Source organism: Streptomyces sp. NPDC102279 (assembly GCF_044766365.1).
In the GTDB taxonomy this organism is placed as follows: Bacteria; Actinomycetota; Actinomycetes; order Streptomycetales; family Streptomycetaceae; genus Streptomyces.
The window spans coordinates 113,037-125,562 of record NZ_JBIWLU010000016.1 but is presented as its reverse complement, the minus strand read 5'-3'; the positions used below and the strand labels follow the sequence as shown (position 1 = coordinate 125,562).

General features: G+C 70.7%; 10 protein-coding genes and 1 pseudogene. 7 read left to right on the top strand and 4 right to left on the bottom strand.

The features are described 5' to 3' along the window. The first annotated feature begins 69 nt into the window (after positions 1 to 69). Both ACIRQH_RS34710 and ACIRQH_RS34705 read left to right on the top strand, forming a co-directional pair. Positions 70 to 609: a hypothetical protein gene (locus ACIRQH_RS34710; RefSeq protein WP_404228804.1), complete on the top strand. Its 540-nt coding sequence runs from the start codon at positions 70 to 72 to the stop codon at positions 607 to 609. A gap of 82 nt (positions 610 to 691) precedes the next feature. Beyond that, the gene (locus ACIRQH_RS34705; RefSeq protein ID WP_404228802.1) at positions 692 to 1,177 is read left to right on the top strand and encodes a hypothetical protein; all 486 of its coding nucleotides are present in this window, start codon (positions 692 to 694) and stop codon (positions 1,175 to 1,177) included. Here ACIRQH_RS34705 and ACIRQH_RS34700 read toward each other — a convergent pair. Further along, a complete protein-coding gene (locus tag ACIRQH_RS34700; RefSeq protein ID WP_404228800.1) occupies positions 1,098 to 2,732 on the bottom strand; it encodes a recombinase family protein in 1,635 nt (544 codons plus the stop codon). The genes ACIRQH_RS34705 and ACIRQH_RS34700 overlap by 80 nt on opposite strands. Positions 2,733 to 2,760: 28 nt before the next feature. Continuing rightward, positions 2,761 to 4,302, bottom strand: coding sequence for a carbohydrate binding domain-containing protein (locus tag ACIRQH_RS34695; protein ID WP_404228797.1), 1,542 nt, complete (start codon positions 4,300 to 4,302; stop codon positions 2,761 to 2,763). 297 nt (positions 4,303 to 4,599) lie between these two features. Between ACIRQH_RS34695 and ACIRQH_RS34690 the strand changes: the two are divergent. After that, positions 4,600 to 5,374, top strand: a pseudogene (locus ACIRQH_RS34690) (aldo/keto reductase); the annotation flags it as partial. A gap of 19 nt (positions 5,375 to 5,393) precedes the next feature. Here the strand turns inward: ACIRQH_RS34690 and ACIRQH_RS34685 are convergent. Together ACIRQH_RS34685 and ACIRQH_RS34680 are read right to left on the bottom strand one after the other, a co-directional pair. Beyond that, positions 5,394 to 5,870: a GNAT family N-acetyltransferase gene (locus tag ACIRQH_RS34685; RefSeq protein WP_388876692.1), complete on the bottom strand. Its 477-nt coding sequence runs from the start codon at positions 5,868 to 5,870 to the stop codon at positions 5,394 to 5,396. A gap of 69 nt (positions 5,871 to 5,939) precedes the next feature. Next, positions 5,940 to 7,172, bottom strand: a complete 1,233-nt coding sequence (locus tag ACIRQH_RS34680; RefSeq protein ID WP_404228794.1) for an ATP-grasp domain-containing protein — start codon at positions 7,170 to 7,172, stop codon at positions 5,940 to 5,942. A gap of 271 nt (positions 7,173 to 7,443) precedes the next feature. On the opposite strand from ACIRQH_RS34680, the gene ACIRQH_RS34675 reads away from it, so the two are divergent. The 4 genes from ACIRQH_RS34675 to ACIRQH_RS34660 all read left to right on the top strand — a co-directional run bounded on the left by ACIRQH_RS34675 (position 7,444) and on the right by ACIRQH_RS34660 (position 12,319). Then, entirely contained in the window at positions 7,444 to 8,352 is a 909-nt protein-coding gene (locus ACIRQH_RS34675; protein ID WP_358820185.1) for a metallophosphoesterase, read from the top strand. Further along, complete coding sequence (locus ACIRQH_RS34670) at positions 8,300 to 9,016, top strand: 4'-phosphopantetheinyl transferase (protein WP_388934629.1); 717 nt, start codon at positions 8,300 to 8,302, stop codon at positions 9,014 to 9,016. Before ACIRQH_RS34675 ends, ACIRQH_RS34670 begins: the two co-directional genes overlap by 53 nt. 151 nt (positions 9,017 to 9,167) lie before the next feature. Beyond that, positions 9,168 to 9,920: a GNAT family N-acetyltransferase gene (locus ACIRQH_RS34665; protein ID WP_404229099.1), complete on the top strand. Its 753-nt coding sequence runs from the start codon at positions 9,168 to 9,170 to the stop codon at positions 9,918 to 9,920. A gap of 230 nt (positions 9,921 to 10,150) precedes the next feature. After that, positions 10,151 to 12,319 carry an FG-GAP repeat domain-containing protein gene (locus ACIRQH_RS34660; protein ID WP_404228791.1) on the top strand — a complete coding sequence of 723 codons (2,169 nt, stop codon included), beginning with the start codon at positions 10,151 to 10,153 and terminating at the stop codon, positions 12,317 to 12,319. Positions 12,320 to 12,526 lie beyond the last annotated feature (207 nt).

Genomic DNA, 12,526 nt, shown 5'->3' with positions numbered 1-12,526 from the left:
CGAATGGCCAACCTTCCTCGCGAGGCAGGGCATAGCTACTGCCTACCTAGGCAGGTACTGTCTTGGGACATGACGGATGCCCCCCAGGGCCGCGCCGAGAAGTTCCGCGCGGTCGTCCGGCCCCTCCTGGAAAAGGCCGGCCTCGACGAAGGCTTCGGCCCCCAGCAGTTCTTCGCCGTAGTCCTGCCCCTCCTCAAAGAGGCGGGCTACACCGGTTACGGCTCGCAACAGCGCATCGTCGACGCGACCGGTATGTCCCCCGGTACCGTGTCTCGTCTGATTCGCCGTCAGACAGTTCCAGACATCGCCTCGTTCGTGGCGCTCGGGACACTCATCGGCATGGAACCGCTGGAACTGCTCGTTCTGGCAGGCCACTTCCCGCCCTCGGCCCTTGAGTCACACAAGGCACTGTCCGAAACTAATCAGTCACAGGTAGGGTTCGACGGACTAACTCCGGAAGAGGCGGCGGAACGCGCCGCGGACCATCTCGGCTTCCACGACGAGGTGCGCCGCCAGATCTTCTTCGGCATGATCGACACGCTGAAGAAGAGCAAGCCGGGCGACGAGAAAGCCGACGACTCCTCCGGAGGCGCAGCAGCACAGATGTGATGCGGGGGTGCGGTGGATGAGTCTCACGATTGGCACACGGACCACAGCGACGGCAGGGTCAGTCCTTGCTCTAGCAGGCCTCGTGCTCAGCGCCCACGGCGCGATCCGAGATAGCGGCGCCCGCGCCGCAGCCGGTGCCGCTCTGGCCATCACCGCACTCTTCGCCGTCCTGGTCAGCCTCGCGCACCGGTGGATGACCGACACACGGGCCGAGCACGGGAACCTGGCACGCGCACGGGAGCGGACCGAGGAAGAGAGGGCTACCTACATCGCCCTGAAGGCGGCCAACGAGGCAGAGGCGATGCGCATGCAGCGTGACTTCGCCGCCGAGCGGGCACAGAACGCCGCTGCTCTGGCCGCGGAACGCGTAGCGATGTACGCCAAGCTCGAAGAGGAGCGCCTCCAGATCGAGGGCAAGGGCTTCCAGACTGGTGTCCTCTTCGAGAGGGCAGGCATGCTGGAGCCTGAGCCGCCGAAGCGCACCAACCTCATCCCGTTCCCCGCGCCGGCACCGGGAGCAGACCCTCAGCCGGAGCGGACTCGGGAGCACGGAGTCGTCGGGCCCTGAACCCCGGCTCCCCGAAGAACGACAGGCGGATGCGGCCATCGTCCAACTGGCGCCGGCCGGACGCCGCCGCCTTGTGCAGCCGCACCGTCACCACCTCTTTGATGACCTGGCGTTTCTGGTCCAGCGTGAGGCCCGGCTCGTTCGCCTCGGGCCGCCCGTTCCACACGGTCTGCGGGTCCCCGGCCTCCAGCATCCGCAGCAGCAGCGGTGAGACTCCCGTGGCGCTGGCGAGCTTCTTCTTCTCCGCCTCCAGCAGCGGCACCAGTCGTGACTCCATCGCAGCCAACGAGCCTGCGGTCAACTTGAACCGGCCCGTCGCCGCGTCGAAGTCCTGGGCCAGCGCGCGGGCTTCGGTGAGCTGTTCCTCGTAGGCGTTGATCAACCGCTGTGCGGTCTCGGCCATCTCCTTGACCTTGTCGTCCGCCGGGACCAGTGCGGAGCGGGCCTTCGCCTTGTCGGTGAACCAGTCGATCAACGCCTCCTCGACATACGCGTCCAAGCGGGCCTCGCCGATCGACGTGTCGCTCTTCTCCGAGCAGCACAGGCTGGCCTTCCGTGTGCGGGTCGCGGCGAGGATCCGCAGTACCGCGTGATCGCCGCACTCGCCGCACAGTCCGAGGTAGGTCAGGAGGTGTGCGACCTCCGACCCGCGCTGCATCAACCGTGTCGGACTCGTGAGCGTCGCCGTGACCCGGTTGAACATCGCGCGGCCGCCCGGAGTCTCCAGCCCCTGGATGGGCTCCCAGGTGGCAGGGAGGTAGGAGCCTTTGTGGATGCGCTCGCCGAGGTAGGCCCGGTTCAAGAGCATCGACCGGACGAACGTCTCCGTCCACGGCTTGTCGTCCAACCGCGTCGCGTCCTGCTGCGAGTTGAGCCACCGAGTGAGCGCGCGCAAGGAGTGGCCGGCGTCGAAGCGCTGCATGGCCTGGAGCACGAATGGGCCGCGGGTGGAGTCCTCAACCTGTCCCGTGCACCGCTTGCGGCCGGCGACGGTCTGGTAGGTGCGGACGTATCCGTACAGGAGCTTGCCGTGCGGCATGCCTGCCTGAGCCTGGGAGATCGTTGTGCGGACGTTCCGGTCGCGGATGCCCTCCGCCTCGTCCTCCGCGTCGATGGCGTGCTGTGCGGTGGCTTTGCGGTCGTCGCGGCGCGAGAGGTCGTAGACCTGCCCGTTGTAGCAGAGCAGCGAGTTCGAGGTCATGCACACCGCGCGGAGCCGGACGTATGCCTCAAGGTCGCGGTAGTAGCGGGACGCTTCGAAGGCGACGACGATCCTGCGGATGCCAGGCGGGGCGGGCTCGGTGGCGAGATAGTGGAGCAGCGCCTCGAAGTCGTCGCGGGTCTTGCGCGCGTGCCGGCTGGCGGAGAGGTCGGTGTCGCTGAACTCGCGGCGTACGGGCCAGTTGTGGCGGTCGCACATGCGGCGGCCGGTGTCGAGCTGGTCGGTGACGGAGCTACCTTCTCCAATGGCGTCGTCGCTGTTGCGGCCGTAGAGGAGTGCTTCGAACGTCACGCCGGGGATGACCATGTGCAGGTACTCGGGCGCGTAGGGCATGCGCCGATGGTAGCGAAGAACGCCACCCCTAAAGAGGGTTGTGTGTCCAGATCGCCGGCGTGGTGGTCTCCTGCTGGTCGGACAGACCGTTCATGCCGGAGATGCCGATGTGCGAGTAGGCCGTCGCGTCGTCCCAGCCGAAGGTCGACTTCAGCTTGGCCTTCAGCCCCTCGGCCGCGTTGACCGTGTTGCCGTACATGTCGGAGCCGCCGCCGAAGTCGAACGGCATGATGGTGAAGACGTCGATGTTGGCGTTCAGGGACTGTGCCTGCTCGATGAGCCGGTTGCCGTAGTAGGTCGGGCCGGTCGTCGAGGTGCCGAAGGTGACGATCGTCTTCAGGCCGGGGTTGTTGGCCTTGACGGTCTTCAGCGCGGTCAGGATCTTCGCCTGGACGGCCTCGTTCTCGAACTCGTCGGTGTTCTCGATGTCCATGTCGATCGCCTTGAGGCCGTAGGCGTCGATCACCTTCTGCAGCGCGCCGGCGAGTGCGCTCGCCGAGGAGCAGTTGGCGCCGAGCTTGCTGCCCTGCCAGCCGCCGAACGACGGCACGATGTCACCGCCCGCGGAACGGATCTGGTTGATCGCGCTCTGGTCGACCCCGCCGGTCAGCGGCCGGCTGCTGTCCCAACTCGGTGTGCAGCCACCGGAGTCCAGGACGAACGCCATCGTGAACCACTTGACGCCGGTCGCGTTCATCACCGTGGCCGGGTTCGGCGGGTCGCCCCAGCCCTCGTACAGGTAGGGCGCGGCCTGCTTGAAGCCGGTGCCGCCACCGCTGCCCGAGTTCGTCGTGACGCTCACGGAGTTGGAGGCGCCGGAGGTGTTCCCGGCCGCGTCCCGCGCCTTGACGGTGAAGGTGTAGGCGGTGCCGGCGGACAGCCCGCTGACGGTCGCGCTGGTGCCCGACACGCTGAGCAGCTGGTTGGAGCCGCTGTAGATGTCGTACGCGGTGACGCCGACGTTGTCGCTCGACGCGGCCCACGACAGCGACACGCTGGAGGAGGTCTTGCCGGTCGAGGTCAGACCGGTGGGCGCGGTCGGCGCCTGCGTGTCGGAGCCGCCGCCACCGCCCGGACCGTCCAGGCTGATGTCGTCGGCGTAGTAGGTGCCCTGCGCGTACCAGCCGTGCACGTAGATCTTCGCGCTGGTCTGCGAGGCGCCGGTGGTGAAGGAGACGCTGAGCTGGCTGTACGCCGACGGGGACGTCGTCCAGGTCGAGGCACCGCCGTCGACGCCCAGGTAGACGTAGCTGCCGCGGACCCAGCCCTTGAGGCTGTACGTCGTGTTCGGCTGGACCGACACGGTCTGGGTGCACTGCGCGTTGTCGCTCGAACTCACGGCACCGGCGAGGGCTTTGGCGCCCCCGTGGACGGGGCTGGAGACGATGGAGCCCAGGTTGCCGGAGCAGGACCAGGGGGAGAGGCTGCCCGTCTCGAAGCCGGGGTTGGTCAGGATGTTGGCCGCCTGCGCCGTTCCGGGCAGGGCGACCGCCCCGGCCAGGGCCAGCGCGGCCGTGCCGAGGAGGGCGAGGAAGCGGTGTCTGGAGCGTCTGAGCTGTGTGATGCGCACGCGATCTCCCTGGGGAATGGGGTGTTCGGGAGTGCAGAGAGGTGCGCAACCAAGTTGGTATGGACCAATCGCGCTGTCAAGATGCCGAACGGATTTCGGGACCTCAATCAACTACCGCAGTGCTGGCAGGAGTTGGCCTGGCCGCGGCTCGCACCGCTCTTCGAGCCGGAACGGACAGCCGCGCAGGTACTCCTCCAGGCTGTGATCGATGGGGGAGACGAAGTCCCGGTGTCCCCGCGCCGCGTCGTGATAGTGGTCGAGGAACGGCGGGTGGCCGTTGTCGCCCCAGTGGGCCGTCCGACGGGCCGGGACCCGAACCGGCAGGGCGCCTCCCGGCGCTGGATCATGACCGCGGTCGAGGACTCGCTGCGCCGCCTGCAGACCGACCACATCGACCTCTACCAGATCCACCGCGTCGACCCCGGCACCGACGTCGAGGAGACACTCTCCGCGCTCACCGACCTGATCCGCAGCGGAAAGGTCCGCGCCATCGGCTCCTCCACGACCCCGGCCTCCGACATCGTCGAGGCCCAGTGGGTCGCGGCACGCCGGAACCTGGAGCCCTTCCGCACCGAGCAGCCGCCCTACTCCATCCTCAACCGCGGGATCGAGCGCGAGGTCCTGCCCGTCACTCAGCGGTACGGCATGGGCGCCCTGGTGTGGGGGCCGCTGGCGCAGGGCCTGCTCACCGGCCGCGTCCGCAGGAACCAGGAGAACGGCCTGCGCCGCGCGCACCTGTTCAAGCACCTCACCGACGAGCGCCGCATCGACGTCGTCGAACAGCTCGTCCCCCTCGCCGCGGAGGCGGGCCTGCCGATGACCCACCTCGCCACGGCCTTCGCCATCGCCCACCCGGGCGTCACCAGCGCGATCATCGGGCCCCGTACGGCGGAGCATCTCGACGACCTCCTCGCCGGCCTCGATCGTCCTCGGCGACGACGTCCTGGACCGCATCGACGAGATCGTCCCGCCGGGCACCGACGTCGGCACCCTCGACCAGAACTACGTGCCGCCCGCCCTGGAATCCGCGCCCCCGCGCCGCCGCCCCCGGGCCGAACGCGCGGCGGGCTGAGGTCCCGGCGAGAGCCGGTTCATCGCCGCCTGTCCTCCGGTGTCCAGCGGAGCGTCAGGTCGGGCAGGTTCTCCATGTTGCGGTCACCGTCGCCGCTCTCGATGACGCTGAAACCGTGCCGCTCGTAGAACGCGCGGGCGTCGGTGTTCTGCCGGAAGACGTGGAGGGACACCCCGTCAGGAGTGTGCCGCCGCACCTCGTCGAGCAGGAGCGTGCCGACGCCACGTCGCCGGACGTCCGGGCGCAGATAGAGGTGTTCGAGCATGTCGCCCTCCAGGGCCGCGTAGCCGACGACCTCCGCATCGCACACCGCGACCCACATGCGGCACTCCTTGAGCAGGACGTCCCGGACCCAACGGGTGACCTGCTCGTGGCCCCGCTTCTGCGGAGGCAGATACGGCATGGTCGCCGACCGCGAGGCCATGTGGACGCGCGCGATCACGGCCGCGTCCGCCTCCCGCGCGAACCGGATCCGTGCCCCGCCGTCACCGCTCATGCCGGGAACCTGCAAGTCCGCCGGCGTTCGATCCGGCGGTCGGCCCGGTACGCGTTCGCCGGCACCGTACTAGGCCGGCGCGGTGGCGGCGCTTCCCGCCGGGGCGGCGGCCGTCGAGGCCGACGCGTTCGCGTGGCCGACCGGTGAGGACGCCGTGGATCCCGTCGGGTGCGCGGAGGCCGTCCCGTGCGGGCCGGACGGGGAGTCCGTGGGCTGGGCCGGCACGGCCGGGAGCGTGGGCATCGCCGCGTCCGCCGCCGTCCGCTGGTGCGGCAGCGACACCGGACGCACCGGACGCGGCCCCGACACCACCGTGTAGTCCTGCGCGAGGAACGGCGGAACGATGTCGCCCGTCTCCTCACCCAGCGCCAACTGAACAGCCGCCCACGGGGCGTTCACCCCGCACTGCGCGAGCTGGTGCAGCCCGCCCGCAGGACGGGTGTTGACGTCCATCAGGACCGGCTGGTCGCCGTACATCCGGAACTGGATGTTCGACAGGTGCTTCAGCCCGAACGCCTCCGCGAGCAGCCGCGCCGGCTCGATCCAGGAGGGGTGCAGTGTGAAGCCGCGACGGCGCCCGTTCTTGGTCCGCCCGATCGCCATGCGCACCCGGCCGTCGGGCCCTGTCAGGCAGTCCACCGACACCTCGGGCTGCCCGAGGTGCGGCATCACCAGCCAGTCGACGGGCTCCTCGGCCGCGCGCAGCGCCTCCACGACCAGGTCGAGAGGGACGTACGCGCTGGGAAAACCGTTCAGATGCATGAGGGAGAACGGCGTGCGGGTGATGACACGGAAGCCCACCCCGCCCGCTCCCGCGGCCGGCTTGAAGCAGGCCCGCTGACCCGCCGCCTCCAGCGACTCGACCGCGGTGACCAGCTCGTCCTCCGTCCGTACCCGCCACCACGGAGGCACCGGCACACCCACGGACTCCACCGCCTGGTACGCGGTGGCCTTGTCGTGGAAGACCGCGACCGCCTCCGCGGGCGGCGCCAGCAGCGCCGTGCCGACGGCGGCGAACTCCGCGCGCTGCGCCACGATCGCCGCCTGGTGCAGGACCGGCACGAACACGTCGATCGAGCGCCGGGCGCAGAGGTCGAGCGCGTACTCGACGTAGGCGCGCGGCGACAGGCCGTCCGGCTCCGGCTCGGCGGTGTCCGCCGCGGCCAGGACGGGGGAGTCGGCGTCACCGTGGGTGGCATGGACCTCGACCGCACGATGCTGCGGATTACTTCGCAGCTGATCGATGAAGAACACGTTCTCCGCGTACGTGCGGTTGAGCCAGACGCGTACGCGAGAGCCCATGCAAGCCACCTTTACGGTTTCCGGGCACGGCGGAGCAGGCCGAGCCCGGCCAGGGGTAGGGGAGGTACACCCAGCCGTCATGGGCCAAGGCCGGTTCGAGACGGTGGTGTTGGGGCGATCATAGGGGGCACGGAACCCCTCTGCTGCTACAGGGATGTTACGGATTCACCGATCTTCCGGCAGGCCTCCCAGGCCGGCGCCTCCTTGTCCCCCGGCGGCCGCTGTGTTCTTGTGTTGCCGTCCGATGTCCACGGTTCCTCGGGGGTAGCGCGTGCGGCCGATCGACGGCGGTGACGGGAACCTGCTCGCCATCAGCGACCTGCACATCGGCTATCCCGAGAACCGCGCCATAGTCGAACGGATGCGCCCGGAGACGGACCGGGACTGGCTCCTGGTGGCCGGTGACATCGGCGAGATCGTCGACGACATCCGCTGGGCCCTGGAGACACTCGCCGGCCGCTTCCGCAAGGTCGTCTGGGTCCCCGGCAACCACGAGCTGTGGACCCATCCGAAGGACTCCGTCCAGCTCCGGGGCGTCGCCCGCTACGACCATCTGGTCGCGCTGTGCCGGGAGTCGGGCGTCGTGACCCCCGAGGACCCCTACCCCGTCTGGGACGGCCCCGGCGGCCCGGCCGTCGTCGCCCCGCTCTTCCTCCTCTACGACTACTCGTTCCTGCCGGCGGGCTGCGCCGACAAGGACCAGGGCCTGGCCTACGCCCATGAGACCGGGGTCGTCTGCACCGACGAATACCTGCTCCACCCCGACCCCTACCCGAGCCGCGAGGCCTGGTGTCGGGCCCGGGTCGCCGAGACCGAACGCCGGCTCGCCGAACTCCCCGACGGCCTCCCGGTCGTCCCCGTCAACCACTATCCGCTGGACCGCCACCCGATGGACATCCTGCGCTACCCCGAGTTCGCCATGTGGTGCGGCACGACCGCGACCGCCGACTGGCACCGCCGGTTCCGCGTCGAGACCATGGTCTACGGACATCTGCACATCCCCCGGACCACCTGGCACGAGGGTGTGCGCTTCGAAGAGGTCTCGGTGGGTTACCCGCGAGAATGGCGCAAGCGTCCGGGACAGCCGGGCACGCTGCGCCGCATTCTGCCGATGGAGGTCAAAGCCGGTGATGGAGGAACTGCTCCCGGAGTCGGTGGTGGCCGTGGAGAGCCACGGTGACGAGGCCGAGGCCGCGCCGCTGTACCCCGAGGAGCAGGCGCTCCTGACCCGCGCCGTGGCGAAGCGGCGGCGCGAGTTCGCGACCGTGCGCTTCTGCGCACGGCGTGCCATGGAGAAGCTGGGCGTCCCCCCGGCGCCCGTGCTGCCCGGCGAGCGCGGCGCCCCGCAGTGGCCGGCCGGTCTGGTCGGCAGCATGACCCACTGCGACGGCTACAGCGCCGCCGCGCTCGCCCGTGCCGCGGATCTCGCCTCGCTCGGCATCGACGCCGAACCCCACCAGGGGCTGCCGGCCGGTGTCCTCGAAGCCATCGCCCTGCCCGCCGAGTCGGCCCGCCTCACCCGCCTGCGGGCCCGAACCCCCGCCGTGCACTGGGACCGCCTCCTCTTCAGCGCCAAGGAGTCGGTCTACAAGGCGTGGTTCCCCCTCACCGGCGAGTGGCTGGACTTCTCCGAGGCGGACATCGACATCTCCGTCACGCCGACAGGGCCCGGCGCCACCGCGTCCGACCCCCTCACGGGGCGCTTCCGGGCCCAACTCCTCGTCCCCGGACCGGTGGTGGACGGACGCCCCGTCGCGTCCTTCGACGGCCGCTGGATGCTGAGGGGCGACCTGGTGGGCACAGCGGTGTCGGTCCCGCGCGCTCCAGCGGCACGAAAGGCGTGACACGACAGGGGAGTTGCTCCGGAATGGGGATGCCCGGTCTCGCCGCGGCGGAGGGTGCCGGGAAGGGACGGGCGGGAACGGAACAGGCCTCCGTACGCTCGACACCGTGACGGACGACATCGAGGCACTGCTGGCCGTGTACGACGCGCAGATGCGGGGCGTTCCGCGCGCGCTCCCCACCGGAGTGCGATGGGAGGCGGACGGGCCCCTGCACCGGGTGGTCGGTCACTTCTGCGGCTTCGTCATCGGCCCCCGCGACCTGGGGCCGGTCGGCCCGGATCTGGACCGGCTGATCACCCGGCAGCGGGACCACTTCGCCGCACGGGGCGAGGCCGTCGAGTGGAAGATCCGCGGCCACGACGGACCGGCCGACCTCGGCGCCCGCCTGCGCGCGGCGGGCTTCGTTCCCGGTCCCACCCAGACGGTGCTGATCGGCCGTGCGGCGGACCTGGCGACGGAGCCGCGGGTCCCCGAGGGAGTCGCCCTGCGACGCGTCGCGGCGGAGCCCGACATCCGCCGGATCGCGAAGATGGAAGCGGCCGTGTGGGACATGGACTGGCGCCCCCTCCACGCCTTCCTGACCGGGCAGATCGCGGCGGCACCCGACGACATGGCCGTCTTCGTCGCCGAGGCGGACGGCGAGGTCGTCTCCGCCGCATGGCTCCTCCTCACCCCCGGCGGCACCTTCGCCGGCCTCCGCGGCGGCACGACCGTCCCGCCCTGGCGCGGCCGCGGAATCTACCGCGCCCTCATCGCGGCCCGAGCCCGACTGGCCCTGGCCCGGGGCGCCGAACACCTGCACGTCGACGCGTCCCGCGACAGCGCCCCCACCCTGCAACGCCTGGGCTTCCGTCCCGCGACGACGGCAACGCCGTACATGTGGACGCCTGCGACCCGGCGTTGAACGACCATGTCAGGCCGCGCGGGGGCGGCCGGTCGCGCACATCACCCGCGGCGCGTGACACGACACTGACGAGACAGGCGGTACGGCTGAGCCGTCATCGCTGAAGAGGCCGGTGAACTGCGCGGTTGCCGCCTCGGCAGCGGACGGGTGCCCGTACTTCCATGATCGCGGGTGATATACGCTGCGGCTGATTTCATGGCGTCAAGCCCGGGGGGGCCTTCCACATGATCATGCAGTCTCGTGCGTTTCTGGGCAGCGCCCTGATACCCGTGTTCGCGCTGGCGATCACCACACCGGGCATGGCAGCCGCTCCTGCGGCGTCGGCCACCGCTTCGGCCACCGCCGTCGGGGTCGGCCCGTGGACGGCGCCGAAGCAGCTGACCGGTGTCACCGACGTGCTGGACCTCGAGTCGACCCGCAACGGCACCCTGGCCGGCCTCTTCAGGCAGGGCGCGAAGACCGTGCTCTCGGTGCGTCCCGCCGGCAGCGGCACCTGGCAGGCCGCGGAGCCCGCGCCCGGTGCCACACTCCACCGCACGGACGACGGTGCCCTGACGCTCCTGTGGTGGGAGAAGGCCGCGAACGCCACGACCGGGACACTCCGGATGTCCAGGATGGCGCCCGACGCCACCGCCTTCGGTCCGGCCGAGAACGTCGCGACGGGCACCTCGGCGACCGACGGCTACTACGCCGGAACGGACGTCGTCGCGTTGGCCGCCGGACCCACCGGACGCCAGGCTGTCGCCTGGATGGACCGGGACCACCGGCTGACCGTCGTCGACCGCTCGGGTCCGCAGGGGGCCTGGTCCGTGCCCGCGCCCCTCGACCGGCTCCCGGAGCCGATCGTCAGGCCCGACAACGTCTACGACTACCACCTGCGGGACCTGCGCCTCGCCGTCGCCAAGGACGGTGCCGTGGGAGTGATCTGGGGCGGGGACAGCTACTACACCGGCGACGGCGTCGACCCCGATCCGACGGCCTACCAATGGCACTACCGCTACCTGGAGAAGTCCGCCGGGTCGTCGTCCTGGTCCGCGCCGCGGACGCTGCCGCAGTTGGGGGACAAGCCGCGCCTGGTCACGCTGGCCGCCCACCCGCAGGGCGGCTTCCAGCTGGCGTCCGGCGGCGAGTACTCCCGCAAACCGGCCGGGGCCGCCGACTGGGGTCCGGCCGAGAGCACCGGAATCTACGCGAACCACTCCCGGCCCGCCGAACTCCTCACCGCGGCGAACGGCGACGTCACGGCGGTCGGTTCAGGGACCGGCGGCCCGGCCGTGGCCACGCGCGTCGCCGCCGGTGGAGGCTGGACCGGCGCACAGGACCTCGCCCGTTCCACCGAGGACGACTCGGTCGCCGGCGCGCGGACCGCGGACGGCTCGGTCGTCGTCACGTACACGCAGAAGCGCTACGTCTCGAGCCGCACGGTCCGCCGGGACTTCGTCGCCCAGACGGTCGGGGTGGGCAGTACCTCCAAGCCCCGCACCCTCAACTCCCTGACGAACGGGACCACCAGTCTCGGCCGAGTCACCACCGATTCCGCGGGGCGCCCCGTGGCGGTCTGGACCCAGTCGGCGGACGACGGCTCCGGTCGTGCGGTGTTCACCGCGACGACGGCCACCCGTTCGCTGCCCAAGTGGCACGACTACGCCGACAGCACCCGCTCGGACATCCTGGGCACCGGGGCCGGGGACACCCTGAACCTGTTCACGCAGGACGCGGGGAACCCGCTCCTCACCTTCCAGGCGCGTCCCTGGCCGGCCGCGGCCCGTGTCGTGCCGTTCGGCGACTTCGACGGCAACCGCTGCAACGACCTCGTCGTGCGGCTGCCGGGGGGCGAGACCCGCCTCTACACCCCCGTCTGCGGCGGCCTGCCCTCGTCCGACTCCCCCTACCGGCGTCTGTCCCGGGACTGGAGTGCCTACGACACCCTGCTCTCCAGCGGCGACCAGACCGGTGACGGCCGCCCCGACCTGCTGGCCCGTGACAAGGCCTCCGGTGATCTCTACCTCTACGCCCACAACGGCACCGACGGTTTCCTCCCCCGGGTGAGGATCCGCTCCGCCTGGACCGGCTACCAGCGGGTCATCGGCGCCGGAGACCTCAACGGCGACGGCCTCGGCGACGTCCTCGCCCTCGACCGCGCAGGCACGCTCTACCGCTACGACGGCACCCGCACCGGCAAGCTCAAGGACCGTGTCCGGGTGTTCGCGGACTGGGGACGGACCTACAAGGACGTCATCGGCGCGGGCGACATCGACGGCGACGGCAAGAACGACCTCGTCTCCCGCGACACCTCGAACAACCTCTGGCTCAACACGGGTACAGGCACGGGCACCTTCAAGAACCGTGTCCCGGCGGGAGATTCGACGTACTGGAAGAACTGGGCCTCGATCGGCTGAGCGGTGTACGCCGGCGAGGTCACGCGCCACCTCGGTCACCGCGGAGGCGTTCAGCAGCGCGGGCGGTCCGCCGAAGCCGTATCACCGGGCAAGGCACAGCGGGGCCGGGGTCTTCTCCGGTCCCGTTCGCGTCGCTTCCCGGTGAGTCTCCGTGTTCGTCCGTATCGGGTTCGCGTCCGGCCTTTCCCCGTCCGGGGCGGCCGGGTG